The sequence below is a fragment of the Nocardioides guangzhouensis genome (assembly GCF_004519545.1).
GTDB lineage: Bacteria > Actinomycetota > Actinomycetes > Propionibacteriales > Nocardioidaceae > Nocardioides > Nocardioides guangzhouensis.
In genome coordinates this window covers 1-24,396 of sequence record NZ_SDKM01000052.1, presented here as the reverse complement: position 1 = coordinate 24,396, position 24,396 = coordinate 1, and the positions used below count along the sequence as shown (strand labels likewise).

Here is a 24,396-nt window from a genome sequence, read left to right as displayed (position 1 = left end):
CGAGCGCCAGCGAGCGTCTCGAAACCACGGCCGCGCAAGACGTGGCCGCTCGGAGCAGGGCGTGGCCGCTGATCAGAAGCGGGCGGGGTCGAACAGCGCGATCGGGTGCCGCGTGCTGCCGTCGAGGGCGAGGTCGGCGAGCACCTCGCCGAGCACCGGCACGAACTTGAACCCGTGCCCGGAGAACCCGGTGGCGACGGTGACCGTCGCGTGCCCGGGGTGCCGGGCGACGACGAAGTGCTCGTCCGGAGCGGTGGTGTACATGCAGGCCACGCCGCGCAGGTGCCGCCCGGGCAGCGCCGGCAGGCGGGTGGCGAGATGGTCGGCGAGCCGGGCCGCCTTGTCGGGGTGCACCACGCGGTCGAGAGCGTCGGGGTCCACGTGCTCGTCCGGCTCCCGGGCGCCGTAGAGGGCGACCTTCACGCCGTCGGCCGGGTCGCCGTACGCCGGGAAGCCGTAGCTCTGCACGTCCGGGCTCTCCTCCCAGATCCACACCGGGTGCCGGCCGACCTGCCACGGCTCCATGCTGCCGACCGGCTCGAACCAGTGCATCACCCGCCGCTCGACCCGCAGCGGCACGCCGAGGTCGGCGAGCAGCCCCGGCGCCCAGGCTCCGGGGGCGAGGACCAGGTGCCCCGCGTCGTACGTCGCCTCGGCGGTGCGGACGGTCACCCCGCGGTCGCTGGCGGTCCAGCCGAGCACCCGCTCGCCGAACCGGAGGTCGGCACCGCCCGCGGCGGCGCGGCGCAGGTGCTCGAGGACGGTGCGCTCGGGGCGCACGAATCCGCTGCGCTCCTCGAAGAGGGCGACCAGGTCGTCGGCCGGCGCGAACATCGGGAAGCGCTCGCGGATCCCGGCGGCGTCCAGCATCTCGTGCGCGAGCCCGTGCTCGCGTGCGCTGCCCAGCGAACCGGCCACGGTCTGGGAGTCGGCGTGCCCGACCATGAGGCCGCCGGTGATCGTGAGGATGCCCGGGTCGGTGGCGTCGAGGTCCGCCCAGAGCTCGTAGGCGCGGCGCAGCAGCGGGACGTAGGCGGGGTCCTCGAAGTACGCCTGCCGGATCACCCGCGAGTCGCCGTGGCTGGAACCGAGGGCGTGGCCGGGCGTGAACTGCTCGAGGCCGAGGACCGAGGCACCTCGCGCTGCGAGGTGGGCCGCCGCGGCGCTTCCCGCGCCGCCGAGGCCGAGGACGAGGACGTCCGGGGTTGCCACCGGCTCAGGCGTCGGGGTAGCCGTCGGGGTTCTGCGACTGCCAGCGCCACGCGTCGGCGCACATGTCGTCGATGGAGCGGGTCGCGCGCCAGCCGAGCTCCTCGGCGGCCCGGGTGGTGTCGGCCCAGGTGGCGGCCAGGTCGCCGGCCCGGCGGCCCACGATCTCGTAGGGGATCTCGCGGCCGCTCGCCCGCTCGAACGCCCTGACCATCTCCAGCACGCTGGTGCCCCGGCCGCCGCCGAGGTTGAAGGCCCGCACCGGCTCCTCGATCCGTCCGAGCGCCTCGAGCGCGGCGACGTGACCGGCGGCCAGGTCCTCGACGTGGATGTAGTCGCGCTCGGCGGTGCCGTCCTCGGTCGGGTAGTCGTCGCCGAAGACGCTCAGCTTCGGGCGCCGGCCGACCGCCACCTGGGCGATGAACGGCAGCAGGTTGTTGGGGATGCCCTGGGGGTCCTCGCCGATGGTCCCGGACGGGTGCGCGCCCACCGGGTTGAAGTAGCGCAGCAGTGCGACCTTGAGGTCGTCGGCGCGGGCCACGTCGGAGAGCACCTGCTCGATCATCACCTTGGTCCAGCCGTACGGGTTGCTGGCCGACAGCGGCTCGTAGTCCTCGCGGAAGGGCAGCGGCGCGTGGTCGCCGTACACCGTGGCGGAGGAGGAGAAGACCAGGTTCCGCACGTCGTGGCGGCGCATCGCGCGCACCAGCGAGAACGTGGCGTCGAGGTTGTTGGTGTAGTAGTCCAGCGGCTTCGCGACGCTCTCGCCCACGGCCTTGAACCCGGCGAAGTGGATGACCGCGTCGATCCCGCCCTGGGCGAAGAGGTGCTCGGTCTTGTCGTGGTCGCGCAGGTCGAAGGAGTGCACGGGGATGTGGGTCCCGGACAAGGTCTCCAGGCGGCCGACCACGGTCGGCTTGCTGTTGGAGAAGTCGTCGACGACGACGACGTCGTGGCCGGCCTCGATCAGGGCGAGGACGGTGTGGGACCCGATGTAGCCGGCACCGCCGGAGACGAGAACGCGCATGGCCGCCAGCCTAGGGGGCCGCCCGCCGCCGAGCACATCGCCGGGGCCCGCGGACGACCCCGGTGCGCCGGAGGCCGGTCAGGAGACGGTGACCTCGGCCCCGCCGCCGTCGACCGGCTCCATGTCCTCGGCGATGCGCATGGCCTCCTCGATGAGGGTCTCCACGATCTTGGACTCGGGGACGGTCTTGATGACCTCCCCCTTGACGAAGATCTGGCCCTTGCCGTTGCCGGAGGCCACGCCGAGGTCCGCCTCGCGCGCCTCGCCGGGACCGTTCACGACGCATCCCATGACGGCGACGCGGAGCGGGACCTCGAGGCCGTCCAGGCCGGCGGTGACCTCGTCGGCGAGCTTGTAGACGTCGACCTGGGCCCGGCCGCAGGACGGGCAGGAGACGATCTCGAGCCGGCGCGGACGGAGGTTGAGGGACTCGAGGATCTGGAGGCCGACCTTGACCTCCTCGACCGGCGGCGCGGACAGCGAGACCCGGATGGTGTCGCCGATGCCCTTGCTCAGCAGGGCCCCGAAGGCGGTGGCGGACTTGATCGTGCCCTGGAACGCGGGGCCGGCCTCGGTGACGCCGAGGTGCAGCGGCCAGTCGCCCTGCTCGGCGAGCAGCTCGTAGGCGCGCACCATCACGACCGGGTCGTTGTGCTTGACCGAGATCTTGAAGTCGTGGAAGTCGTGGTCCTCGAAGAGCGAGGCCTCCCACACCGCGGACTCGACGAGCGCCTCCGGGGTGGCCTTGCCGTACTTCTCGAGCAGCCGCTTGTCGAGGGAGCCGGCGTTGACGCCGATCCGGATCGAGGTGCCGCGGTCCTTCGCGGCGGCCGCGATCTCCTTGACCTGGTCGTCGAACTTGCGGATGTTGCCCGGGTTCACACGCACGGCGGCACAGCCGGCGTCGATCGCGGCGAAGACGTACTTCGGCTGGAAGTGGATGTCGGCGATCACCGGGATCTGCGAGTGCTGGGCGATCTCCGGCAGCGCGTCGGCGTCGTCCTGCGAAGGGCAGGCGACCCGGACGATGTCGCAGCCGGACGCGGTGAGCTCGGCGATCTGCTGCAGCGTGGTGTTGACGTCGGCGGTCAGCGTCGTGGTCATCGACTGCACCGAGATCGGGTGGTCGCTGCCCACCCCCACCTTGCCGACCTGGATCTGGCGGGTCGGGCGTCGCGGGGCCAGCACCGGCGGCGGGGCAGCGGGCATCCCCAGGGAGATCGCGGTCATGGGTCCGAGTCTAGGAGGTCACCGGCGAACCCCCGCATCCCCGGGATCCGCTCTCCGGCCGACGGGCGTCAGGCCGGCCGGTGCGTGACGAACACCGCGCTGCCGGGATCCGCAGCAGACTCGTGCACGGTGACCGGGCCGAACCCGGTGTCCGCCAGCAGGTCGAGCGCCACCTGCTCGCCGAACGCGGTGCCCAGCCCCGCGCCACCCTCGGCCAGCGACACGGTCAGGCAGTGGAGCACGCTGATCGCGTACGTCATCGGCGCGAACGGGTTGCCGACGTTGTCGGCCAGGTCGCTGGAGACCCGCGGCTCGTACATCAGCAGTGTGCCGCCGGGCACGAGCATCTCCCGGATCGCCGCCAGCACCTGCGCCGGCCTGGCCTGGTCGTGGAGGGCGTAGGACACGACCACGGCGTCGTACGACGTCCCGGGCGAGAGCTCGGCCGCGTCGGCGAGGACGAACTCCACGTTGTCCAGGCCGTGCGCTGCGGCGCGGGTCCGCGCCACCTCCAGCCCGTCGGCGTCGCGGTCGTAGCCGGTGAACCTCGAACGCGGGAACGCCCGCCCCAGGGTCACCGCCACGTTGCCGGAGCCGCACGCCACGTCGGCGACGCGGGCGCCGCGGGTGAGCAGGTCGGGCAGCCCGGGTGCCATCGGCAGGATCTCCTGAACGAGGAGGTCGCGGACCGTCGGCTGCCACAGGCCGTCCATGACCTCCCGGATCTCCGGCAGGAAGGCGGCGTAGGGCACGCCGCCGCCGGAGGCGAAGCAGCGGGCGACCTCGTCGGTGTGCCGGGTGAGGGCGGTCACCAGATGGGCCATCGGTGCAAGGTTCTCGACGCCGGACCCGGTGAGCACCGCGGCGTGCTCGACGGGGAGCCAGTAGCGACGCTCCGTCGCGGCGTACTCGAAGATGCCGGCGGAAACCATGGCGCCCAGCCACTCCCGCACGTAGCGCTCCTGCAGCCCCGCGCGGTCGGCCAGCTCGGCCGACGTGGCCGGACCGTCCAGGGCGCTCTCGAACAGGCCGGTACGGCGGCCGATCTCGAGCAGCGGGGTCAGCAGTCCCCCGGTGATGACGTCGACGAGCCGGAGTGCGAACTCCTCGACGGCCTGTTCGTCGACGTCGGCGGCGCCCGGGTCCGGGCGGTTGATCTCCTCGGTGGTCATGGTTCGACGCTAGGGACGAGGGGACCGCGGGTTCATGAGGCGCGGACCCCATCTTGGCGTCGGTCAGAGCGCGGAGGGCGGGTCCTCCAGGCCGGCGCCCACCAGGCCGTGCCGGGACGCGAACAGGCTGGCCATGGCCCGGTTCCGGGCCCCGGTCTTCGCGTAGATGTGCTCCACGTGGTTGGCCGTGGTCTTCCGCGAGATCACCAGTCGCTCGGCGATCTCGCCCTGCGACAGCCCGTGCGCGAGCAGGCGCAGGACCTCGACCTCCCGGGCGGTGAGCCCGCACGGCCACTCACGTCGCTTCCGGACGCGATGACCCGTGGCCCGGAGCACTGCCTCGACCGCGGCTCCGTCGAGGCGGCCCGCTCTCGCCTCCGCACGCAGCCGCGCCGCCACGTCGACCGGTGAGGCTGCCGGCCGGTGCGGCCGCGGCTCGGACCACGCCTGGTGGCAGTCGGCCACGGCCAGCAGACGCGCCTCCGGGCCGAGCGCGGGGGCACTGGCGCCCGACGGGTACCCCGAGCCGTCGAGCCGCTCGTGGTGCTGGGCGGCCACCGTCGCCACAGGAGCCAGCGCGGGCAGGCAGGACAGGATCCGGTCGGTGAGGTACGGGTGCAGCCGGACCTGTTCCCGATCCCCCGTGGTGAAGCGGCCGCGCTTGTCCCACACCCCGTTGGAGACGCCGATCCGTCCGAGGTCGTGCACCAGGCCCGCCCGTCGCAGCAGGTGCGGGTCGAGGCCGTCCTCCGCTGCCCGGGCGGCGAGGTCGGCGACCCCGCGAGCGTGGCCGAGGGTGTACGGCGACTTGACGTCCACGAAGTCGGCGAGCGCAGCCAGCGCTGCGTCCAGCTCGTCGTCGTCCAGCTCCCGTCCGGCGGTGGGGGCGAACTCGGTCACCCCGTCCCAGCCGGTCACCTCGTCGAGCTCCTCGAACAACCCGGCCGCCTCGGCGCAGAACAGGTCGGCCAGCCCGGGGTCGAACTGTCCTCCGCTGCGCTCCCGGGCCACCCGGACGGCCGCCGGCACACCGCCGACGTCGTGGAACACCTCGACCACGTCGGCGAGGTTGATCAGGCGCGAGGCGACGTGCACGTCCGCCCCGTGCCGGCCCTCGGGCTCCCCCCGGCCGTCCCAGCGCTCGAAGGTGTGCTCGACGCCGGCCAGCACGGGCTCCGGGAGCCCGAGGTCCTGCACCAGTGCCGACGCTGCCCGCCAGTGGTTCTCGAACATGGCCGCGGTCTCGCGCCAGCCGCCAGCCAGGAAGGCGACGCCGGCACGGACCCGAGCGCTCCAGGCGACCTCCCCGCCGAGCCGCGTGAGCAGGAAGGCGGTCGCGGGAACAGGCCTGTCGAGGTCGAAGAGCCGGGCGTCGTGCTTGACCGCCCGGTCGTCGCCGTACCACCGGGCCTGCTCGTACGCGTCGACGTGGCACCCGACCCAGGCCACCATCGAGGTGAAGTAGACGACCTCGCGCTCCGCGGGACCGAGCCCGATCCGCTCGGCCAGCCGGAGCGCGATGAACGTCTGCCGGAGCACGTGCTCGGTCGGGTGCCCCATGCCGAGGTCGGTCCCGAACGACAGCGCGGCGAGCAGCTCCCCGAGGCGGACGCCGGAGGGAGCGGTCACGACCTCAGGTCACGTGGATGGGCACCACGAGGTCGCCGACGATCAGCACCACGCTCATCAGCAGGAACGCGCCGGCCACGACGTAGGCCACGGGCAGCAGCTTGGCCACGTCGACGTACCCGGGGTCCGGGCGGTGTCGGAGGCGGGCCCAGCCGCGACGCAGCGCCTCGTAGAGGGCACCGGCGATGTGGCCGCCGTCCAGCGGCAGCAGCGGCACGAAGTTGAACATGCCGATGAAGAAGTTGAAGCCGGCGATCAGCATCAGCAGGAAGACCGCCTTCTCCTTCACAGGGAACTGGGCATGGGCCGCGGTCTCGCCGGCGATCCGGCCACCGCCGACCACGCTCATCGGGCCCTCGGGGTCGCGCTCGCGAGCACCGACGATGGCCTCGGCGACGCCGTACACCTTGACCGGCATCTGGCCGAGCGCGTGCACGGTGTTGACCGTCATCGTGCCCATCTGGTCGACCGTGTAGACGAGGCCGCCGGTCTGCGCCTCGACGGTCGGGAGCACGCCGAGGAAGCCGACGTCGGTCAGCGTCTCGTCGGTGGCCGAGGTCGGCCTGGCGCTGACGATGGTGCGCGTGGTGAGGGTCTTCTCGGCGCCGTCGCGCACGACGACGATCGACGCGCTGCGGTCGCCGTTGGCGCGGATCAGCCCCTGGAGCTGGTCCCAGCCGGTGATCTCGGTGCCGTTCCAGGAGACGATCCGGTCGCCCTCCTGCAGGCCGGCCCGGGCGGCCGGCGTCGCCGGGTCGGCCGGCGTGCACTCACGGTTGCTCTGCTTGTAGGGCACCGCGCACGGCTGCACCTCGGCCACGGTGGACTTCGTGACCGGGTCGCCGATGTTGCCGTACGTCGCGAACAGGGCGCCGAAGATCACGAACGCGATGGCGAGGTTCACCGAGGGGCCGGCGGCCATGACGATGACCTTCTTCCACCACGGCAGCTTGTAGAAGAGGCGGTCCTCGTCGCCCGGCTCGATGTGCTCGGCCTCGGCCGCGCGGGCGTCGGCGATGAGCTGGGTGAACATGCCGGTGTTGCTCTCGCGGAGCTTGCCCTGCTCGTCCGGCGGCAGCATCCCGACGATCTTCACGAAGCCGCCGAGCGGGATCGACTTGATGCCGTACTCGGTCTCACCGACCTTCTTCGACCAGATCGTGTTGCCGAACCCGACGAAGTACTGGGTGACCTTGGCACCGAACTTCTTCGCCGGGATCATGTGGCCGAGCTCGTGCAGTGCGATCGACACCAGGATGGCGACCACGAACAGCAGCACGCCGAGCGTGTAGTAGAGCGCGCTCATGAAGTCCCTTCAGCAGTGATCCGGGCGGCCTCGGCCCGCGCCCACGCGTCGGCGGCGAGGACGTCGTCGACGGTGGGCTCCACGACCAACGGTACGCCGTCCGCGGTGAGCACGCGGGAAACCACCTCGACGATGTCGGTGAACCGGATCCGGCCCGCGTGGAACGCCTCCACGCAGACCTCGTTGGCGGCGTTGTAGACCGCGGGCGCGGTCCCGCCCCGCTCCCCCGCCTCGCGGGCGATCCGCACCGCGGGGAAGGCGTCGTCGTCGAGCGGCTCGAACCGCCAGTCGGCGGCCCGGGTCCAGTCGATCGGGGTCTCGGCGTCCGGCACCCGCTCCGGCCAGCCCATGCCGAGCGAGATCGGCACCAGCATCGTGGGCAGCCCGAGCTGGGCGACCACGGCGCCGTCGGAGAACTCGACCATCGAGTGGATCAGCTGCTGCGGGTGCACGACCACGTCGATCCGGTCGAACGGGACGTCGAAGAGCAGGTGCGCCTCGATCACCTCGAGGCCCTTGTTGACCAGGGTCGCGGAGTTGGTGGTGATCACGGTGCCCATCGCGAAGTTGGGGTGCGCGAGCGCCTCCGCGGGCGTGACGTCGTGCAGCTGCTCGCGGGTGCGGCCGCGGAAGGGGCCGCCGGACGCGGTGAGCACGAGCCGGCGTACCTCCTCGCGGCTGCCGGCCCGCAGGCTCTGCGCGATCGCGGAGTGCTCGGAGTCGACCGGCACGATCTGGCCGGGCTTGGCCCGCGCCGTGACCAGCGGCCCGCCGATGATCAGCGACTCCTTGTTGGCCAGCGCCAGCGTGGTGCCGGCGTCGAGTGCGGCGAGGGTGGGTCGCAGCCCGACCGCGCCGGTGATCCCGTTGAGCACCACGTCGCAGGCCATCCCGGCTGCCTCGACGGAGGCGTCCTCCCCCAGCCCCGAGCGCGCCGGGCGGAACTCGGCCACCTGCGCCTCGAACAGCTCGGGGTTCGAGCCACCGGCGGTCAGCCCGACCACCCGGAACCGGTCGGGGTTGGCACGGACCAGGTCCAGCGCCTGGGTGCCGATGGATCCGGTGGACCCGAGGATGACGACGTCGCGGGGTGAGCTCACCGGCCCATCCTCCCAGCCGGAGTGGTGCCGGGCCCATTCGACGGATCGGGCCGGCGGATCAGGTCAGGCCGTTCTCCGCGGTCCGTGCGGGCCGCTCGGGAGTGGACAGCCACGCCGTGAAGAACGCACCCAGGTCCTGGCCGCCGACCTCCTCCGCGAGCGCCACGAAGTCGGCGGTGCTGCCGCTGCCGAAGCGGCGCTCGCCCACCCAGCGCCGGAGCAGGGTGTCGAACGCGGTCGCGCCGATCCGGTTGCGCAGCGCCTGCACGGTCATCGCGCCGCGGACGTAGACCGCCTCGTCGAACAGCCGGTTGCGGCCGGGGTCGTCGACCGGGAGGTCCCAGAACGACGGGTCGTCGGCGTGCGACTCCCAGGTCGCGGTGAGCCACTCGGGCATGGAGGCCGAACCTCCGTAGTCGTCCCACCGCACCTCGAACCAGGTCGCCAGCCCCTCGTTGAGCCAGATGTCGCGCCACGACTCCAGCGAGACGCCGTCGCCGAACCACTGGTGGGCGAGCTCGTGCGCGACGATCCAGTCCTGCCCGGCGCCGCCGAGGTAGGGGTAGGTAGGGCGGGTCTGGTTCTCCAGCGCGAAGCCCGGGTCGAGCGAGGTCACCAGGCCGCCGGTGCTGCGGAACGGGTAGCGGCCGAGGTGGCGCTCGAGCCAGGCCTGGATCGTCGGGGTACGGCGCAGCAGGGCCATCGCCCGGCGCCGCTCGCCCGGGGCGAGCCGCTCCGACACCGCGAGCAGGTACGGCGTGCCGGCAGCGGTGCGCCCCCGCTCGAGGGTGAAGTCGCCGGCCGCGAAGAACGCGAGGTACGTCGCCATCGGGTCGGCCTGCCGCCAGTGGAAGACCGTCCAGCGCCGCCCGGCGGTGCGCTCGACCAGGCGACCGTTGGAGACCGCCTGCCGGCCGCGGGGCACCCGGACCGAGACGTCGAAGGTCGCCTTGTCCCGCGGGTGGTCGTTGGCCGGGAACCACCAGGCGGCCATCTGCGGCTGGCCCATGGTGACGATCTCGTGCCGGTTCGCCACCCACGCACGCTCGCCGCGCCAGGAGACGCTGCCCGGCCGGCCGGCGTAGGTGACGGACACGCGGAACGATCGCCCGGCGGGGATCGGCGCCGCTGGCGTGATCCGGAGCTCGTGCCGGTCGGGACGGTCGCGCGCCGCCGGCCGGCCGTCGACGCGGACCGAGCTGACCGGCAGCAGCAGGTCGAGGTGGAACGAGGCGAGGTCCTGGGTGGCGGTGGCGGTGATCGTGGCCCGCCCCGACAGCCGGCCGTCGGCGACGGCGGTGGAGACGTGGACGTCGTAGTGCCGGACGTCGTACCCGCCGTTGCCGTCGGCGGGGAAGTAGGGGTCGCCGATGCCGGCCGCGCCGGCTGCGGGAGCGTCGGCGGCCGGGGCCGCGGGCGCGGCCCCGGCGCCCGCGAGGACGAGGAGGGCGGCCGCCAGCACGGCCGCCGGGCGGTGCCTCACGCGCGGTCCGCCCGGTTCCTCATGCGCGGTCCCGCAGGTCCACCGGAGTGCGGTCGGCCAGCGCGGCCAGCGCCCGGCCGAGGCCGGAGTCGTGGCCGGGCAGGTCGACGGCGGCGACGGCCTCGTCCGCGACGTACGCCGTGCTGCCGGGCGGGACCGGCGCGCACGGCGCGGGGTCGGTACGGCCGGCCCGGACCGCGACGTCCCAGTCGAGGTCCCGGGACTCGTCGGCGACCGGGAGGCCGCGCACCAGCACGACCGGCGGCACGTGGCTGCCGGACTCGATGGCCCGGGAGGTGGCGACCAGGTGCGGCTGGTGGGCGTCCAGCCGGGCGGCCACGTCGTCGTCGAGGTCGAGCACCGTGGCGCCGACCCGGGTGACGGCCAGCTCGGCGAGCAGCGTGTCGAGGGGGTCGTCGAGCAGCACCCCGACGGTCGACACCTCGGTGACGCCGAGCCCGCGCAGCGCACCGCCGAGCGCGGCCACCTCCTCGAGCAGCACCGCGTATTCGAGCTCGCCGCCCACGTGCCGGACCGCGGTCTCCGCCGCCGCGCCGCGGATCACGGCCACGTCGACGGCGTGGTAGCAGAGGTTGAGCGTGCCGGGGTCGTCGCCCTGCGGCGGGCGGAACCACGTCAGGGTCACGGGGTCTCCTGGAGACGGTGGTGCGCGGGTGCGGAAAACCGGTTGCCGGTCGGGGCCGGCTGCCCTCACCCTTGTCGAGCGAAGCGTACGGCGTCGGGCCGTGCTCAGGAGAGAGGAGCGTGACATGTCCACGACTGTCCTCGGTCTGCCCTCGGACCACCTCTTCTCACCCAACTGGAGCACCCCAAGTGACGCACGACTTCCGCGAGCTCACCGACGAGATCGCTGACGACTTCACGCACCACCAGCCGTCCGACGACGGCTACCAGCACGGCTTCGCGCCGTGCGCCGTCCACGACGACCGCCTGGCCGGCATCGATCCGGCGTTCGTCTTCGACTTCCAGGCCTACGACGAGGTCGACGACACGCGCCAGCGCTGGTCGACCTGGCTCTCGGTCGAGCCGCTGTGCCGCGGGCCGGAACCCCGCCCGGACTGGGTGGTGACCTCGCAAGCCGCGGTCGACACCGAGCTCGGGATCCTCAAGACCGGCAAGGAGGCCGACGTCTTCCTGCTCGAGCGCGGCGAGCCCGGCGGACCGTCCGTGGTGATGGCCGCCAAGCGGTACCGCGGCGAGGACCACCGGTCCTTCCACCGCTCGACCGCCTACACCGAAGGTCGCCGCACCCGCCGGTCCCGGGACACCCGGGCGCTCGCCAGCAAGAGCGCCTACGGGCGGTCCCTGGCCGCCGGCCAGTGGGCGTGGGCCGAGTGGGAGGCGCTCAAGCGGCTGTGGACGCTCGGGCTGCCGGTCCCCTACCCGGTCCAGATCGACGGCACCGAGATCCTCATGGAGTTCGTGACCGCGGACGGGGACGGGGCGCCGCGGCTGGCCCAGACCCGTCCGGAGCGCGACCTGCTGGAGTCGTACTTCGAGCAGCTCCGGGACGCCATGTCCGAGCTGGCCCGGCACGGGCTGGTCCACGGCGACCTCTCGCCGTACAACATCCTGGCGGCGGGTGAGCGGCTGGTGATCATCGACCTCCCGCAGACCGTGGACCTGGTCGGCAACCCGCAGGCGATGGACTTCCTGCTGCGCGACTGCGCGAACGTCTGCAGCTGGTTCCGCGCGCGCGGGCTCGAGGTCGACGAGCACGAGCTGTACGGCGAGCTGCTGGCGCACGCGTTCTGACCGCGGCGCCGCGACGTGGAGACAGCGCGGCACCGGACCCGCTGAGGACTGCGAGTTCGGTGCCGCTTGTCTCATTCAACCGCGGAAATCGGCACTATCGTGAGATCTAGACAACGGTTTCCGTGTTGCGATTGCGAATGCGCCGCGTAGGCTGCCGCCATGGACACCACTCCCACCGGTGGCCCCGGCCTCCCCCAGGAGCGCCGCCTGGTCACCGAGATCCCCGGCCCCGAGAGCCAGGCCCGGCTCGCCCGCAAGAAGGAGCACGTCGCGGACGGCGTCGGCACCGCGCTGCCGGTCTTCGTCACCGCGGCCGGCGGCGGCGTCCTGCAGGACGTCGACGGCAACAGCCTGATCGACCTCGGCTCCGGGATCGCCGTGACCACGGTCGGCAACGCGGCACCGCGCGTGGTCGAGCGGCTGACCGCGCAGGCCGCGGCGTTCACGCACACCTGTTTCATGGTCACGCCGTACGACGGCTACGTCGACGTGTGCGCGAAGCTCGCCGAGCTGACGCCCGGTGACCACCCGAAGAAGTCGGCGCTGTTCAACTCCGGCGCCGAGGCGGTCGAGAACGCGGTGAAGATCGCCCGGTCGGCGACCGGACGCGACGCGGTCGCGGTGTTCGACCACGCCTACCACGGGCGCACCAACCTGACGATGGCGATGACCGCCAAGAACATGCCGTACAAGCACCGGTTCGGACCGTTCGCCGGCGAGGTCTACCGCGCCCCGCTGTCCTACCCGGCGCGGGACGGGCTGTCCGGCGCGGAGGCCGCCGCCCGGGCGATCGACGTGCTCGACAAGCAGGTCGGCGCCGACAACCTGGCCTGCCTGGTGATCGAGCCGATCCTCGGCGAGGGCGGGTTCGTGGTCCCGGCCGACGGCTTCCTGCCGGCGCTGAAGGAGTGGACCGAGGCGAAGGGCATCGTGTTCGTCGCCGACGAGATCCAGTCCGGCTTCTGCCGCACCGGCGACTGGTTCGCCTGCGACCACGAGGGCGTCGTGCCCGACCTGGTCACCACCGCCAAGGGTATCGCCGGCGGCATGCCGTTGGCCGCGGTGACCGGCCGCGCCGAGATCATGGACGCCGTGCACGTGGGCGGACTCGGCGGCACCTACGGCGGCAACCCGGTCGCCTGCGCGGCCGCGCTCGGCGCGATCGAGGAGATGCAGGAGCACGACCTGGTCGGTCGGGCCCGGGCGATCGGCGACCTGATGCGGGCCCGCCTCGAGGACCTGGCTGGCAAGCACGACGTGATCGCGGACATCCGCGGCCGCGGCGCCATGATGGCGATCGAGCTCAACGAGCCCGGCACCGCCAACCCCGACCCGGTCCGCGCCGCCGCGGTCAATGCCCACTGCCACCGCCAGGGCGTCGTCACGCTGACCTGCGGCACCTGGGGCAACGTGTTCCGCTTCCTGCCCCCGCTCTCGACCTCCGACGAGCTCCTGCACGAGGCGTTCGACGTCGTCGCCGAGGCGTTCGCCGCCACCGCCTGACCCGGCAACCACGCCGACCCGGGCACATCTTGTGCCGGGTCAGCGTGCCGCCTCGCCTACGGTGGGTCGGGTGAGCCTGCCGAGCGACGGCCACGTGCACACCGAGTGGTCCTGGGATGCGCCGACCGGGTCCATGGAGCGGTCGTGTGCCCGGGCCGTGGCGATCGGGCTGCCGGCGATCGCGTTCACCGAGCACGTCGACCACACGGTGACCACCGTGCCGGTGGACCGGATCGAGCCCGGGCACCTGGTGCTGGAGCTCGTCGCCCCGGACGGGCGGCTGACGCCGCCGGCCCTCGACGTCGAGGGGTACCTCGCCGCCGTCGAGCGCTGCCGCGACCTGTTCCCGGACCTGCGGATCCTCAGCGGCCTGGAGCTCGGTGAGCCACACTGGCACCGCGACGCCGTACGGCGCCTGGTCGCCGCCGGCGACTTCGACCGGGTCCTCGGCTCGCTGCACTGCCTCCCGTACGGCGACGGATTCCGCGAGCCGCCCGGGCTCTTCGGCGACCTCGACCCGCACGAGATCGTGCGCGGCTACCTGGCCGAGGTGGTCCGCCTCGTCGCCGACGGCGGCGACTTCGCCGCGCTGGCCCACGTCGACTACCCGCTGCGCTTCTGGGACGCCGCCACCGACGGCCCGTACGACGTCGCGACGTACGAGGACGACTTCCGGCTGGCGCTGCGGGCGCTGGCCGGGTCGGGTCGGGCGCTGGAGATCAACACGGTGCTGCCGCTGGACGCGACCGTCCTGCGCTGGTGGCGTGAGGAGGGCGGCCAGGGCATCACCTTCGGCAGCGACGCGCACGAGCCGGAAGCGGTCGCGCGGAGGCTTCGGGACGCGGCCGCCATGGCGACCGCGTTCGGCTTCCGGCCCGGCCGTGACCCGTTCGACGTCTGGCCCCGCTCCTGACCCTCTCCACGGTGAGTCGGCACATCGTGTGCCGGGTCACCACCCCGGAAACACGGTGAGTCGGCACAAGATGTGCCGGGTCACCGTCAGGGAGCGGCGGCGGCGGACTGGGTGACGCCGGAGGAGAGGCGCTGGGCGAGGTAGATCGGGATGGCGGACAGCAGCACCAGCACCGCCGCGACCACGTTGACGACCGGCGCCTGGTTGGGCCGGAAGAGGTTGTTGAAGATCCAGATCGGGAGCGTCTGCTGCTGGCTGCCCGCGGTGAAGGTGGTCACCACGATCTCGTCGAAGCTCAGGCCGAACGCCAGCAGCGCGCCCGCGAGCAGCGCCGAGCGCAGCATCGGGAAGGTCACCAGCCGGAACGTCGTCCAGCGGCCGGCGCCGAGGTCCATCGACGCCTGCTCGAAGTTCGTGCCCAGCCGCTGCAGCCGGGCCTGGACGTTGTTGAACACGGTCACGATGCAGAACGTCGCGTGGGCGACCACGATGGTGAGGAAGCCGAGCTCGAGGCCGAGCACGGTCCGGAAGGCGTTGTTGAGCGCAATACCGGTGACGATGCCGGGCAGCGCGATCGGCAGGATGATCAGCAGCGAGACCACGTTGCGGCCGAAGAACCGGGTGCGTCGCATCGCGAGCGAGGCCATGGTGCCGAGCACCAGCGAGATCAGCGTGGCCAGCAGCGCCACCTGGATGCTCACCCACAGCGCGTGTCGGGCCCCGGTGCTGTCGGCCGCGACCTTCCACCAGTGCAGCGTGAGCTCCTGCGGCGGCCACGAGAACGTGGCGCTGGCGTTGAACGAGTTCAGCACCACGAGCAGCAGCGGCGTGTAGATGATCACGAGCAGCAGCACGGTGAACACGCGGAGCACGGCCCGCAGGCCCGGGGACAGCTTCACAGGTTCTCCAGGGCTCCGGTACGACGGGCCGCGGCGAGGTAGATCACCATGACCACCACGGGGATGGTCGCGACGGCCGCGGCGAACGGCAGGTTGTTGGCGGCGCCCACGTTGTCGTAGACGACGTTCCCGAGCAGCTGGCTGGTGCCGCCGACGATCCGGACGGCGATGTAGTCGCCCAGCGAGAGCGAGAACGTGAAGATCGACCCGGCCACGATCGCCGGGAACGCCATCGGCAGCACCACCCGTCGCAACGTGGTCCACGCCCCTCCCCCGAGGTCGGCCGAGGCCTCCCAGAGCGAGTCGGGCAGCCGCTCGAGGCCGGCGTAGATCGGCAGGATCATGTAGGGCAGCCACAGGTAGGCCAGCACGATCGTCGTCGCCGGGAGTCCGTAGCCGGGCGTGTCGATCCCGAACGGCGCACCCAGCCACGCGATCAGGCCGTTCTCCGAGAGCATCCCGCGCCAGGCGTACGCCTTGACCAGGTACGACGCCCACAGCGGCATCAACACCGAGATCACCAGTAGCCGCTGCAACCGCGGCGAGGCGACCTTGGCCATGTAGAGCGCGATCGGGAACGCCAGCAGCGCGTCGACGACGGTGACCAGCGCCGCGATCGCGATCGTGCGGAAGGTGATCGTCCGGTAGACGTCGATCGTGAACAGGTCCCGGAAGTTGTCGAGCGTCCAGACCCGCTCGATCGCTCCGGTGAAGTCGTTCTGCTGCCACAGCGAGGTGATGAACAGCGCGCCCAGGGCACCGAGGTACGCCACGCCCAGCCACAGCATCGGAGGCGTGAGCAGCAGCAGGGTGCCCCGTCCCGGGCGCTCGGCCCCGCGCGGGCGGTTGCGCCGCCCGCGCGGGGACCGGGTGACAGCAGGGGTGGCCACGGTCAGCCCTTCACCTCGGTCCAGGCCTGCGTCCAGTCGCCGTAGTTGGTGCACTTGACGTCCTTGCGGCCGTCGATGCACTGCTCGACCGGGGTGGTCCAGTACCAGATCTTGTCGGCGTACGACGAGTCCCCGGCGTGGTAGTTGTCGCAGTGCTTCGGGTCGCTGGTGAGGTCGCAGGCCTTCAGGTTGGCCGGGGCCTCACCGAACCACTCGGCGACCGCGGCCTGGGTCTCCGGGCTGGCCATGTGGTCCAGCCAGGCGTAGGCGCAGTTGGAGTGGTCGGAGTCCGCCTTGACCATCCAGGTGTCCGACCAGCCGGTCGAGCCCTCGTCGGGCAGGATCGCCTGGACCGGGACCTTCTCACCCTGGGCGACCTGCACGATCACCTGCCAGGTGGTGCCGATGACCGAGTCGCCGGTCGTGAACGCCTGGATCTCCTTGAGGTAGTCCGACCAGTACTCCGAGACGCTCTCCTTCTGCTTCTTGAGCACGTCGACGGCGGCGGCGAGCTGGTCCTGGTCGAGCGCGTAGGGGTTCTTGATGCCCAGGTCGGGCTGGGTGTTCATCAGGTACAGCGCGGCGTCGGCGATGTAGATAGGCGAGTCGTAGGCCGTCACCTTGCCGTCGTACGTCGAGGCCTCGTCGAACACGGCGCTCCAGCTGGTCGGGGCCGGCTTGACGGTGTCCGTGCGGTACATCAGCAGGTTGGCGCCCCAGCCGTGCGGCATGCCGTACATCTGGCCGTCGACGGAGTTCCAGTCACGATCCTTGAGGAACGACGAGATGTCGGCGTAGTTGGTGAGCAGGTCGGTGTTCACCGGCTGCACGTCGCCGGAGGCGATCAGGCGGAGCGACGCGTCGCCGGAGGCCGAGACCACGTCGTACTCGCCGGTCTTCATCAGCGTGACCGCCTCGTCCGAGGTGTTGAAGGTCTTCACGCTCGCCTTGCAGCCGGTCTTCTTCTCGAACGGGGTCACCCAGTCGACCTTCGGGTCGCTGGAGCCGTTCTCCGCGTAGCCGGGCCAGGCCAGGATGCTGACCTCGCCCTCGGTCTCGCCGAGCGACTTCTTCATCGGTACGTCTGGTGCCGTGAACCCGCCGCTGCCCGAGTCGGACGACGAGTCCCCCGAGTCCGTGCCGCAGGCGGCCAGCGCCAGCAGCAGGGCGCCCGCGACCGCGGCGGGCTTCAGGAGGGTGCGCTTCATGGTGTGTTCTCCTCAGGGGACGAGGGCTGCCGCCCGGTTGTGCTGCCCGCGGGAACGGCGTCGTTGCCGCCCAGCGGGACGAGGCTGTCGCGCGACCAGACCAGGAGGACCTGCTGACCGCGGCGCTCCAGCGCGGCGTCGATCGAGCGGTCGGTGTTCTGGTGGGCGACGGTCAGGGTGGCTCCGGCGTCGAGGTCGACGACGGAGTGGGTGGCGGCGCCGAGGTAGACCACCTCGCGCACGGTGCCGCGGGCGACGCAGTGCTCCCCGTCCTCGGCCGGGGCGTCCGCGGGAGCCAGCATCGAGACCTTCTCGGGGCGGACCACGAACTGGCCGTCGCTGCCGACGACGTCGCGGGCGACCGGACCCTCGAGGAGGTTGGAGGTGCCGACGAAGCCGGCGACGAAGGAGCTGGCCGGCTGCTCGTAGAGCTCGACCGGCGTGGCCAGCTGCTCGATGCGCCCCTCGTTGAAGACCGCGATGCGGTCGCTCATCGTGAGCGCCTCCTCCTGGTCGTGGGTCACGAACACGAAGGTGATGCCGACGTCGCGCTGGATCTGCTTGAGCTCGATCTGCATCTGGCGGCGCAGCTTGAGGTCGAGCGCGCCGAGCGGCTCGTCGAGCAGCAGCACCTGCGGCCGGTTGACCAGGGCCCGGGCCAGGGCGACCCGCTGGCGCTGGCCGCCGGAGAGCTGGTGCGGCCGCCGGTCGCCGTACCCCTCGAGCCGCACCGTCGCGAGCGCCTCCTCCGCGCGGGCCCGGCGGTCGGCCCGCGGCACCCGCTTGACCCGGAGGCCGTACTCGACGTTCTGGCGCACGCTCATGTGCGGGAAGATCGCGTAGTCCTGGAAGACGGTGTTCACGTCGCGCGCGAACGGCGGACGGCCGGTGACGTCCTTGCCACCGAGCTCGATGCGGCCGGCGGTCGGCTGCTCGAACCCGGCGATCAGGCGCAGGACGGTGGTCTTCCCGGAACCCGAGGGGCCCAGCATCGAGAAGAACTCGCCGTCGGCGATGTCGAGGTCGAGGTCGTCGACCGCCTTGACGTCGCCGAAGTGCTTGCTGAGCCCGCGCAGGGAGATCGCGGTCGGCATGGTCAGAGCTCCTTCACTCCCCAGGGCGAGCCGTACTCGGTGAGCAGGTCGAGGAACGGCACGGCGTCGAAGGCCTCGGGCCCGAGCACGCCGGCGCCCGACCAGGTCCCGCGCGCCAGCAGCTCCAGCGCCACCACCGGGTTGATCGCCGTCTGCCAGACCACGCACTGGTGGCCGTACTCCCGCATGGTCCACTCGTTGTCGACCACGTGGTAGAGGTACGTCGACCGGTCGGCGCCGTCCTTGCCCTTGCCGGTGACCCACAGGCCCGCGCAGGTCTTGCCCGTCATGCGCGGCCCGACCGTCGCCGGGTCCGGGAGCACCGCGGCGACCACGTCGCGCGGGCTCACCTCGACCCCCTTGACGCGCACCTTCTCGGTGCTGTCCAGGCCGAGCGTGTGCAGCACCTTGAGGATGTTGATGAACTCGTCACCGAGGCCGTACTTGAACGTCGCCCGCCTGCACTCGACCCAGCGCGGCATGAGGAGCACCTCCTCGTGCTCCACGTTGACGCACTCGACCGGGCCGATCCCCTCGGGGAAGTCGAACACCTCGGGCTCCGAGAACGGCGGCGTCGTGTGCCAGCCGCCCTGCCCTGAATCGTCCACAGCCCAGATCACCGGCGGGTTGAGGCACTCCTCGATCGTGGTCCACATCGAGAACGACGGCGCGAAGATCTCGTTGCCGTCGTCGTCGGTGACCACGAGGTTGGCGCCGTCGCGGGTGCCGAGCTCGTCGATCTCGCTGAACAGGTGGTCGGCGGCGTACCGCGCGAACACGTCGGAGAGGCCGGGCTCGACGCCGATCCCGACCAGCGCCAGCCGGCCCGCCGCCTCCCACGTGTCGGCGACCGCGAACTGCTCGTCGCCGAGCTTGACGCCGGTCTTCTCGTACGGCGCCTCGGGGTGCGGCTTCGACAGGGACATCGCCATGTCGAGGTAGTCGGCGCCCGCCTCGAAGGCGCCGCCGAAGATCGACATGTTGAACACGGGGTCCACGGCGTTCATCACGTGCGTGATCCGGTGCTCCCGGCACAGCGCGGTCACCGACGTCGCATCGGAGGCGTCGACCTGCGCGGCGACGTACCTGGCGTCGGAGGCGGCGGCACGGGCTGCCCGGTCGGGGTCGTAGTCGGCGACCACGATCGTCTCGAAGAAGTCGCGGCGGGCCGCGATGGCGGCGAAGGCCGCGCCGACGCCACCGGCGCCGACCAGAAGGATCCTCATCGTGTCCTCGCTCGCTCAGTCGCCGATGTAGGACATGACGTGCTTGATGCGCGTGTAGTCCTCCAGGCCGTACATGGACAGGTCCTTGCCGTAGCCGGAGTGCTTGAAGCCCCCGTGCGGCATCTCCGAGATGAACGGGATGTGCGTGTTGATCCACACCACGCCGAAGTCGAGTCGCTTCGACATCCGCATCGCGCGGCCGTGGTCCCTGGTCCACACGCTCGACGCAAGGCCGTACTCGACGTCGTTCGCCCAGCGCAGCGCCTCGGCCTCGTCGCTGAACTTCTGCACGGTCATCACCGGCCCGAAGATCTCGCTCTGGACCTGCTCGTCGTCCTGACGGAGGCCGGACAGCACGGTCGGCTCGTAGAAGTAGCCGACGGCGCCCTGGCGGGTGCCACCGGTCTCGACGTTGGCGTGGTCCGGCAGCCGCTCGACCATCCCGGAGACCCGGTCGAGCTGGCTCTGGTTGTTCAGCGGGCCGTAGTACGTGTCCTCGTCGGTCGGGTCGCCGGTCGGCATCCCCTTCGCGGCCTCGGTGAGCGCCGCGACGAACTCGTCGTGGATCCCGGGGCCGGCCAGCACCCGGGTCGCCGCGGTGCAGTCCTGGCCGGCGTTGAACAGGCCGGCCCCGGCGATGCCCGCGGCGGCCTTCTCGATGTCGGCGTCGTCGAAGACGATGACCGGCGCCTTGCCGCCGAGCTCGAGGTGGACCCGCTTCAGGTCCGTCGCGGCGGAACCTGCCACCTCCATGCCGGCCCGTACCGAGCCGGTGATCGCGACCATCTGCGGGGTCTTGTGGGCGACCAGCAGCCGACCGGTGTCGCGGTCGCCGGTGACCACGTTGAGCACGCCCGGGGGCAGGAACTCCTGGGCGAGCTCGGCCAGCAGGGTGGAGCTGGCCGGCGTGGTGTCGCTGGGCTTGAGGACGATCGTGTTGCCGGCGGCGAGGGCCGGAGCGATCTTCCAGATCATCATCATCAGCGGGTAGTTCCAGGGCGTCACCTGCCCGATCACGCCGATCGGCTCGCGCCGGACCCAGGACGTGTGGTCCGCCATGTACTCACCGGCCGACCGGCCCTCGAGGACCCGCGCGGCGCCCGCGAAGAAGCGGAAGTGGTCCGAGGCATAGGGCATCTCCTCGTCCATGGTCAGGCCGAGCGGCTTGCCGGTGTCCTTGCACTCGACCTCGTTGATCTCCTCGATCCGCGACTCGATCGTGTCGGCGATCCGGAGCAGGGCGTTGGACCGGTCCTGGGGGGTGGTCTCGCCCCAGGACTCGAACGCCTCCGCGGCGGCCGCGTAGGCCCGGTCGACGTCCTGGGCGCCGGACTTCGGGGCCGCGGCGTACACCTCCCCGGTGGTCGGGTCGAGGACGTCGTAGGTCTCTCCGGACGCGGCGTGCACGAGCTCGCCGCCGATCACGTTCCGGAAGGTCGTGTCAGCCATGTGTTCCTCATCCCGCGGTCGAGGCCTATGTGGGCAGCACCCTAACGAGTCTCCAACGAATTCTGTAGAGGAACGCGGCTTCGACGGCGCAAATCCTCCGAAATGACCCCCGGGGACACGGGATACCGAAGTTGACCACCCATGGGCAAGAATTGGGTGGGCCGCCCCTTCCCGGCGGAGCACTCACCGAGGAGGGGGGCGCGATGCGCCGCACGTTCGTGATCGCGCCTGTCGCGGCACTGCTGGTCATCGCCGGGCTCTACTGGTTGATGCTGCACGGCTACCTCGAGCTCACGGCGTACCTCCTCGTGGTGGCCGTGCTCGCGATGGTCGGCTTCGCGGTCTGGGAGTTCACGCGCGGCCACCGCAAGGGCCCCGCGATCCTCCTCGCCGGCGCGGTGATCACCGCCGGCACCGTCGGCGTCTACGGCTGGAACCTCAACAGCAAGCTCGACAACATCCAGCGGGTCAAGGACGACGTCATCGACCAGGGCAAGCGGCCGCCCAAGAAGAAGTCGGAGGCGCTCAACATCCTGCTCATGGGGGCCGACAACCCCAACCAGCTCGAGCACAAGCCGACGGTCGGCGAGCTGCTCGCGGACGGCGAGTGGGACCCGGGGGCCTACCGCTCGGACACGGTGATGGTGCTGCACATCCCCGCGGACCGGAAGTCGGCGTACATCGTGTCGGTGCCGCGCGACTCCTACGTCACGATCTACGACGGCGAGGGCAACGCGCACGGCAAGAGCAAGGTGAACGAGGCGTTCGCCGAGTACGGCCCGTTCGGGACCTGGCGCACGATCGAGAACCTCTCGGGCCTGCGCATGGACCACATGGCGATCATCGACTTCGAGGGCTTCCGCGACCTGACCACCGCGGTCGGCGGCGTCGACGTCTACGTGCCGAGCGAGGTCTACGACTACAAGCAGGACGTCACCTGGAAGAAGGGGTGGAACCACCTCGAGGGCAACCTGGCCCTCAAGTACGTCCGCACCCGCCACGGCCTCACCAACGGGGACTTCGACCGGGTGGCGCGGCAGCAGAACTTCCTGCGCTCGCTGATGTCCGAGGTGCTCGCCGACGACACCATCGGCAACCCGATCAGGTTCACCGACACCCTCGAGGCGATCACCCGCAACCTCACCGTCGACGAGAGCTGGAAGACCGGCTCGATCCGCGGCCTTGCCTTCGCCCTGCGCGGCCTGGACTCCAAGAAGGTGAAGTTCCTGACCCTGCCGCTCGACCACTACGAGAACGTGCCCGCGGCCGGGTCGGTGAACATCATCGACGAGAAGCAGGCGAAGCAGCTGTGGACGTCGGTCTCCGAGGACAAGGTCGGGCCGTACCTCAGGAAGTACCCCGACGACGAGCTGCCGGACCCCAAGGACGTCAGCTAGGTCCGTCCGCGGGCGTCATGCCTCGTGGACGGCGATCCCGTCCACCCAGGTCGAGACCACGCGCGCGGCACCGATCTCCCCCGCCGGTCCGGTGAACGGGTCACGATCGAGCACGGCGAGGTCGGCGACCGCCCCCTCGCGCAGCACGCCGGCGTCGTCACGGTGGTTCACCCACGACGAGCCGGCGGTGTACGCCGCGAACGCCTGCTCCAGGGTCAGCGCCTGCTCGGGCAGGAAGGGCTCGGTCCCGACCGGGCCCGTGGCACCGTGCTCGGTCCGGTTGACCGCGACGTGGATCGCGGCGAGGGGGTCGGGCGTGCTGACCGGCCAGTCGCTGCCGCAGGCCAGGGACGCCCCGGCCCGGGCGAGGTCGCCGAAGGGGTACTGCCAGCGGGCCCGCTCCTCCCCGAGGACCGGCAGCGTCAGCTCGACCATCTGCTCGTCGAGGCAGGCCCACAGGGCCTGCATGTTCGCGGTGACGCCGAGCGACGCGAACCGCCCGACGTCGTCGGGGTGGACGAGCTGGAGGTGCGCGATGTGGTGGCGCAGGTCGCGTGCGCGGTCCAGGCCGTCGAAGGCGTCCAGGGCCTCGCGCACCGCCCGGTCGCCGATCGCGTGCACGTGCACCTGGAAGCCCTCGGCGTCGAGGCGCGCCACCGCGGAGCGCAGGAGCCCGGGGTCGACGAACGAGTGCCCGGCGTTGTGGGTCGGGTGCCCGCACGGGTCGAGGTACGGCGTGCTCATCGCGGCCGTGCCGTTCTCGGCGACACCGTCCTGCATGATCTTCACCGACGTGGCCCGCAGCCGCCCGCGGGTGTAGCGGCGCCGCCGCTCGACCAGCTCCGCGACCTGCTCCTCGCCGCGCTCACGGTCCCACCACAGCGCGCCGACGACGGTGCCGGTCAGCTCCCCCGCCTCGACCGCGCGGAGATAGACGCCCGAGGCGTCATCCGCGCCGGCGTACGCACCGAGGATCGCGTCCTGCCAGGCGGTGACCCCCAGCGAGTGGAGGTAACGCTGCCCCTCGAGCAGGCCGCGGTAGTACTCGTCCTCGGCGGTGGGCGGGCAGTGCCGGGACACGACCGCCATCGCGCCCTCGTGCAGGGTGCCGTTCGGCCGGCCGTCCGCGTCGCGCTCGAACCGGCCGTGCGCCGGATCGGGGCTGTCCGGGCCGATCCCGGCGATCTCCATCGCCCGGCTGTTCACCCACGCTCCGTGGTGGTCGCGGTTGGGCAGGAACACCGGCCGGTCCGGCACCACGGCGTCGAGGTCGGCCGCGGTCGGGGTGCCGCCCGGGAAGGCCGCCATCGCCCACCCGCCGCCGGTGATCCAGGGCAGCTCGGGGTGCGCGGCGGCGTACTCGCCGACCACCCGGAGGTAGTCCTCGCGGGTGTGCACCTCGGACAGGTCGCAGCGGATCCGCTCCAGGCCGCCCTGCACCGGGTGCACGTGGGCGTCGACGAAGCCCGGCGCGACCAGGCCGCCGGCCAGGTCGATCTCGCGGGCGTCGCGCAGGTCCAGCCCGGAGCCGACCAGGTCGGCCTCGGGCAGCACCGCCGCGACCCGGTCCCCGGCGACCACCACCGCCTGCCCCGGGCGGTGCCGGCCGCCGTCGAACACGCTCCCGTTGCGGAAGACCAGCGTCACCCTGCACCCCTCCCTGAACCACGAAATCCGTGGCTCTTGACCCGTCCTGCTGTTGATTCACTGGACAATAGCCCACTTTCGTTGCGAATCCGCTTGCCTCCGCGAGGGTCGCTGGGCAGACTGGCGAGCGGAACACGCCTGATGACCCCTTCGATCTGCGAGGACGCGATACCCATGGTCAACGCCGACTACGAGCACCTGCAGGGCGCCGCCCGCGACCACCTGTGGATGCACTTCA

General features: G+C 71.7%; 20 protein-coding genes. 4 read left to right on the top strand and 16 right to left on the bottom strand.

Going from position 1 to position 24,396, the window contains the following annotated elements; all coding sequences use genetic code 11:
* Positions 1-72 precede the first annotated feature (72 nt).
* The 9 genes from solA to EKO23_RS22380 form a co-directional block, all read right to left on the bottom strand.
* On the bottom strand, positions 73-1,212 hold the full coding sequence (gene solA, locus EKO23_RS22420; protein ID WP_134720712.1) for an N-methyl-L-tryptophan oxidase: 1,140 nt from the start codon (positions 1,210-1,212) through the stop codon (positions 73-75).
* Between the two features lie 4 nt (positions 1,213-1,216).
* A complete protein-coding gene (galE, locus tag EKO23_RS22415) occupies positions 1,217-2,236 on the bottom strand; it encodes a UDP-glucose 4-epimerase GalE (protein ID WP_134720711.1) in 1,020 nt (339 codons plus the stop codon).
* Positions 2,237-2,314: 78 nt separating this feature from the next.
* On the bottom strand, positions 2,315-3,466 hold the full coding sequence (gene ispG, locus EKO23_RS22410) for a flavodoxin-dependent (E)-4-hydroxy-3-methylbut-2-enyl-diphosphate synthase (protein ID WP_134720710.1): 1,152 nt from the start codon (positions 3,464-3,466) through the stop codon (positions 2,315-2,317).
* 68 nt (positions 3,467-3,534) lie between these two features.
* Entirely contained in the window at positions 3,535-4,638 is a 1,104-nt protein-coding gene (locus EKO23_RS22405) for a class I SAM-dependent methyltransferase (RefSeq protein WP_134720709.1), read from the bottom strand.
* Positions 4,639-4,701: 63 nt separating this feature from the next.
* Complete coding sequence (locus tag EKO23_RS26560; RefSeq protein ID WP_217702757.1) at positions 4,702-6,267, bottom strand: HD domain-containing phosphohydrolase; 1,566 nt, start codon at positions 6,265-6,267, stop codon at positions 4,702-4,704.
* A gap of 4 nt (positions 6,268-6,271) precedes the next feature.
* Positions 6,272-7,573, bottom strand: a complete 1,302-nt coding sequence (locus EKO23_RS22395; RefSeq protein ID WP_134720708.1) for a M50 family metallopeptidase — start codon at positions 7,571-7,573, stop codon at positions 6,272-6,274.
* Entirely contained in the window at positions 7,570-8,673 is a 1,104-nt protein-coding gene (gene dxr / locus EKO23_RS22390; protein WP_134720707.1) for a 1-deoxy-D-xylulose-5-phosphate reductoisomerase, read from the bottom strand. The genes EKO23_RS22395 and dxr overlap by 4 nt, the downstream gene beginning before the upstream one ends.
* Positions 8,674-8,731: 58 nt before the next feature.
* A complete protein-coding gene (locus EKO23_RS22385) occupies positions 8,732-10,156 on the bottom strand; it encodes a M1 family metallopeptidase (RefSeq protein WP_134720706.1) in 1,425 nt (474 codons plus the stop codon).
* Between the two features lie 19 nt (positions 10,157-10,175).
* The gene (locus EKO23_RS22380) at positions 10,176-10,802 is read right to left on the bottom strand and encodes an acyl-CoA synthetase family protein (RefSeq protein ID WP_167880604.1); all 627 of its coding nucleotides are present in this window, start codon (positions 10,800-10,802) and stop codon (positions 10,176-10,178) included.
* A gap of 188 nt (positions 10,803-10,990) precedes the next feature.
* Between EKO23_RS22380 and EKO23_RS22375 the strand changes: the two genes are divergently transcribed.
* The 3 genes from EKO23_RS22375 (at position 10,991) to EKO23_RS22365 (ending at position 14,348) form a co-directional block, all read left to right on the top strand.
* Complete coding sequence (locus tag EKO23_RS22375) at positions 10,991-11,932, top strand: serine protein kinase RIO (RefSeq protein WP_246051247.1); 942 nt, start codon at positions 10,991-10,993, stop codon at positions 11,930-11,932.
* A 159-nt stretch (positions 11,933-12,091) separates the two neighbouring features.
* Positions 12,092-13,435: a 4-aminobutyrate--2-oxoglutarate transaminase gene (gene gabT / locus EKO23_RS22370; protein ID WP_134720704.1), complete on the top strand. Its 1,344-nt coding sequence runs from the start codon at positions 12,092-12,094 to the stop codon at positions 13,433-13,435.
* 70 nt (positions 13,436-13,505) lie between these two features.
* Entirely contained in the window at positions 13,506-14,348 is an 843-nt protein-coding gene (locus EKO23_RS22365) for a PHP domain-containing protein (RefSeq protein WP_134720703.1), read from the top strand.
* 86 nt (positions 14,349-14,434) lie between these two features.
* On the opposite strand, the gene EKO23_RS22360 is transcribed toward EKO23_RS22365, so the two are convergent.
* From EKO23_RS22360 to EKO23_RS22335, 6 genes are read right to left on the bottom strand one after another with little or no spacing between them, the layout of a single operon-like run.
* Positions 14,435-15,247 carry an ABC transporter permease gene (locus EKO23_RS22360; protein WP_134720702.1) on the bottom strand — a complete coding sequence of 271 codons (813 nt, stop codon included), beginning with the start codon at positions 15,245-15,247 and terminating at the stop codon, positions 14,435-14,437.
* The gene (locus EKO23_RS22355) at positions 15,244-16,137 is read right to left on the bottom strand and encodes an ABC transporter permease (protein WP_246051246.1); all 894 of its coding nucleotides are present in this window, start codon (positions 16,135-16,137) and stop codon (positions 15,244-15,246) included. Before EKO23_RS22355 ends, EKO23_RS22360 begins: the two co-directional genes overlap by 4 nt.
* Before the next feature lie 2 nt (positions 16,138-16,139).
* Complete coding sequence (locus EKO23_RS22350) at positions 16,140-17,345, bottom strand: ABC transporter substrate-binding protein (RefSeq protein ID WP_134720701.1); 1,206 nt, start codon at positions 17,343-17,345, stop codon at positions 16,140-16,142.
* Entirely contained in the window at positions 17,342-18,439 is a 1,098-nt protein-coding gene (locus EKO23_RS22345; RefSeq protein WP_134720700.1) for an ABC transporter ATP-binding protein, read from the bottom strand. Before EKO23_RS22345 ends, EKO23_RS22350 begins: the two co-directional genes overlap by 4 nt.
* A gap of 2 nt (positions 18,440-18,441) precedes the next feature.
* Positions 18,442-19,665 (bottom strand): saccharopine dehydrogenase family protein, encoded by a 1,224-nt coding sequence (locus EKO23_RS22340; RefSeq protein ID WP_134720699.1) that lies wholly within the window; start codon positions 19,663-19,665, stop codon positions 18,442-18,444.
* 15 nt (positions 19,666-19,680) lie between these two features.
* Complete coding sequence (locus EKO23_RS22335; RefSeq protein WP_134720698.1) at positions 19,681-21,114, bottom strand: gamma-aminobutyraldehyde dehydrogenase; 1,434 nt, start codon at positions 21,112-21,114, stop codon at positions 19,681-19,683.
* A gap of 203 nt (positions 21,115-21,317) precedes the next feature.
* Here EKO23_RS22335 and EKO23_RS22330 point away from each other — a divergent pair, with 203 nt between their 5' ends.
* Positions 21,318-22,511 (top strand): LCP family glycopolymer transferase, encoded by a 1,194-nt coding sequence (locus EKO23_RS22330; protein ID WP_134720697.1) that lies wholly within the window; start codon positions 21,318-21,320, stop codon positions 22,509-22,511.
* A 15-nt stretch (positions 22,512-22,526) separates the two neighbouring features.
* On the opposite strand, the gene EKO23_RS22325 is transcribed toward EKO23_RS22330, so the two are convergent.
* Positions 22,527-24,158: an amidohydrolase gene (locus EKO23_RS22325; protein ID WP_134720696.1), complete on the bottom strand. Its 1,632-nt coding sequence runs from the start codon at positions 24,156-24,158 to the stop codon at positions 22,527-22,529.
* Positions 24,159-24,396: the final 238 nt, after the last annotated feature.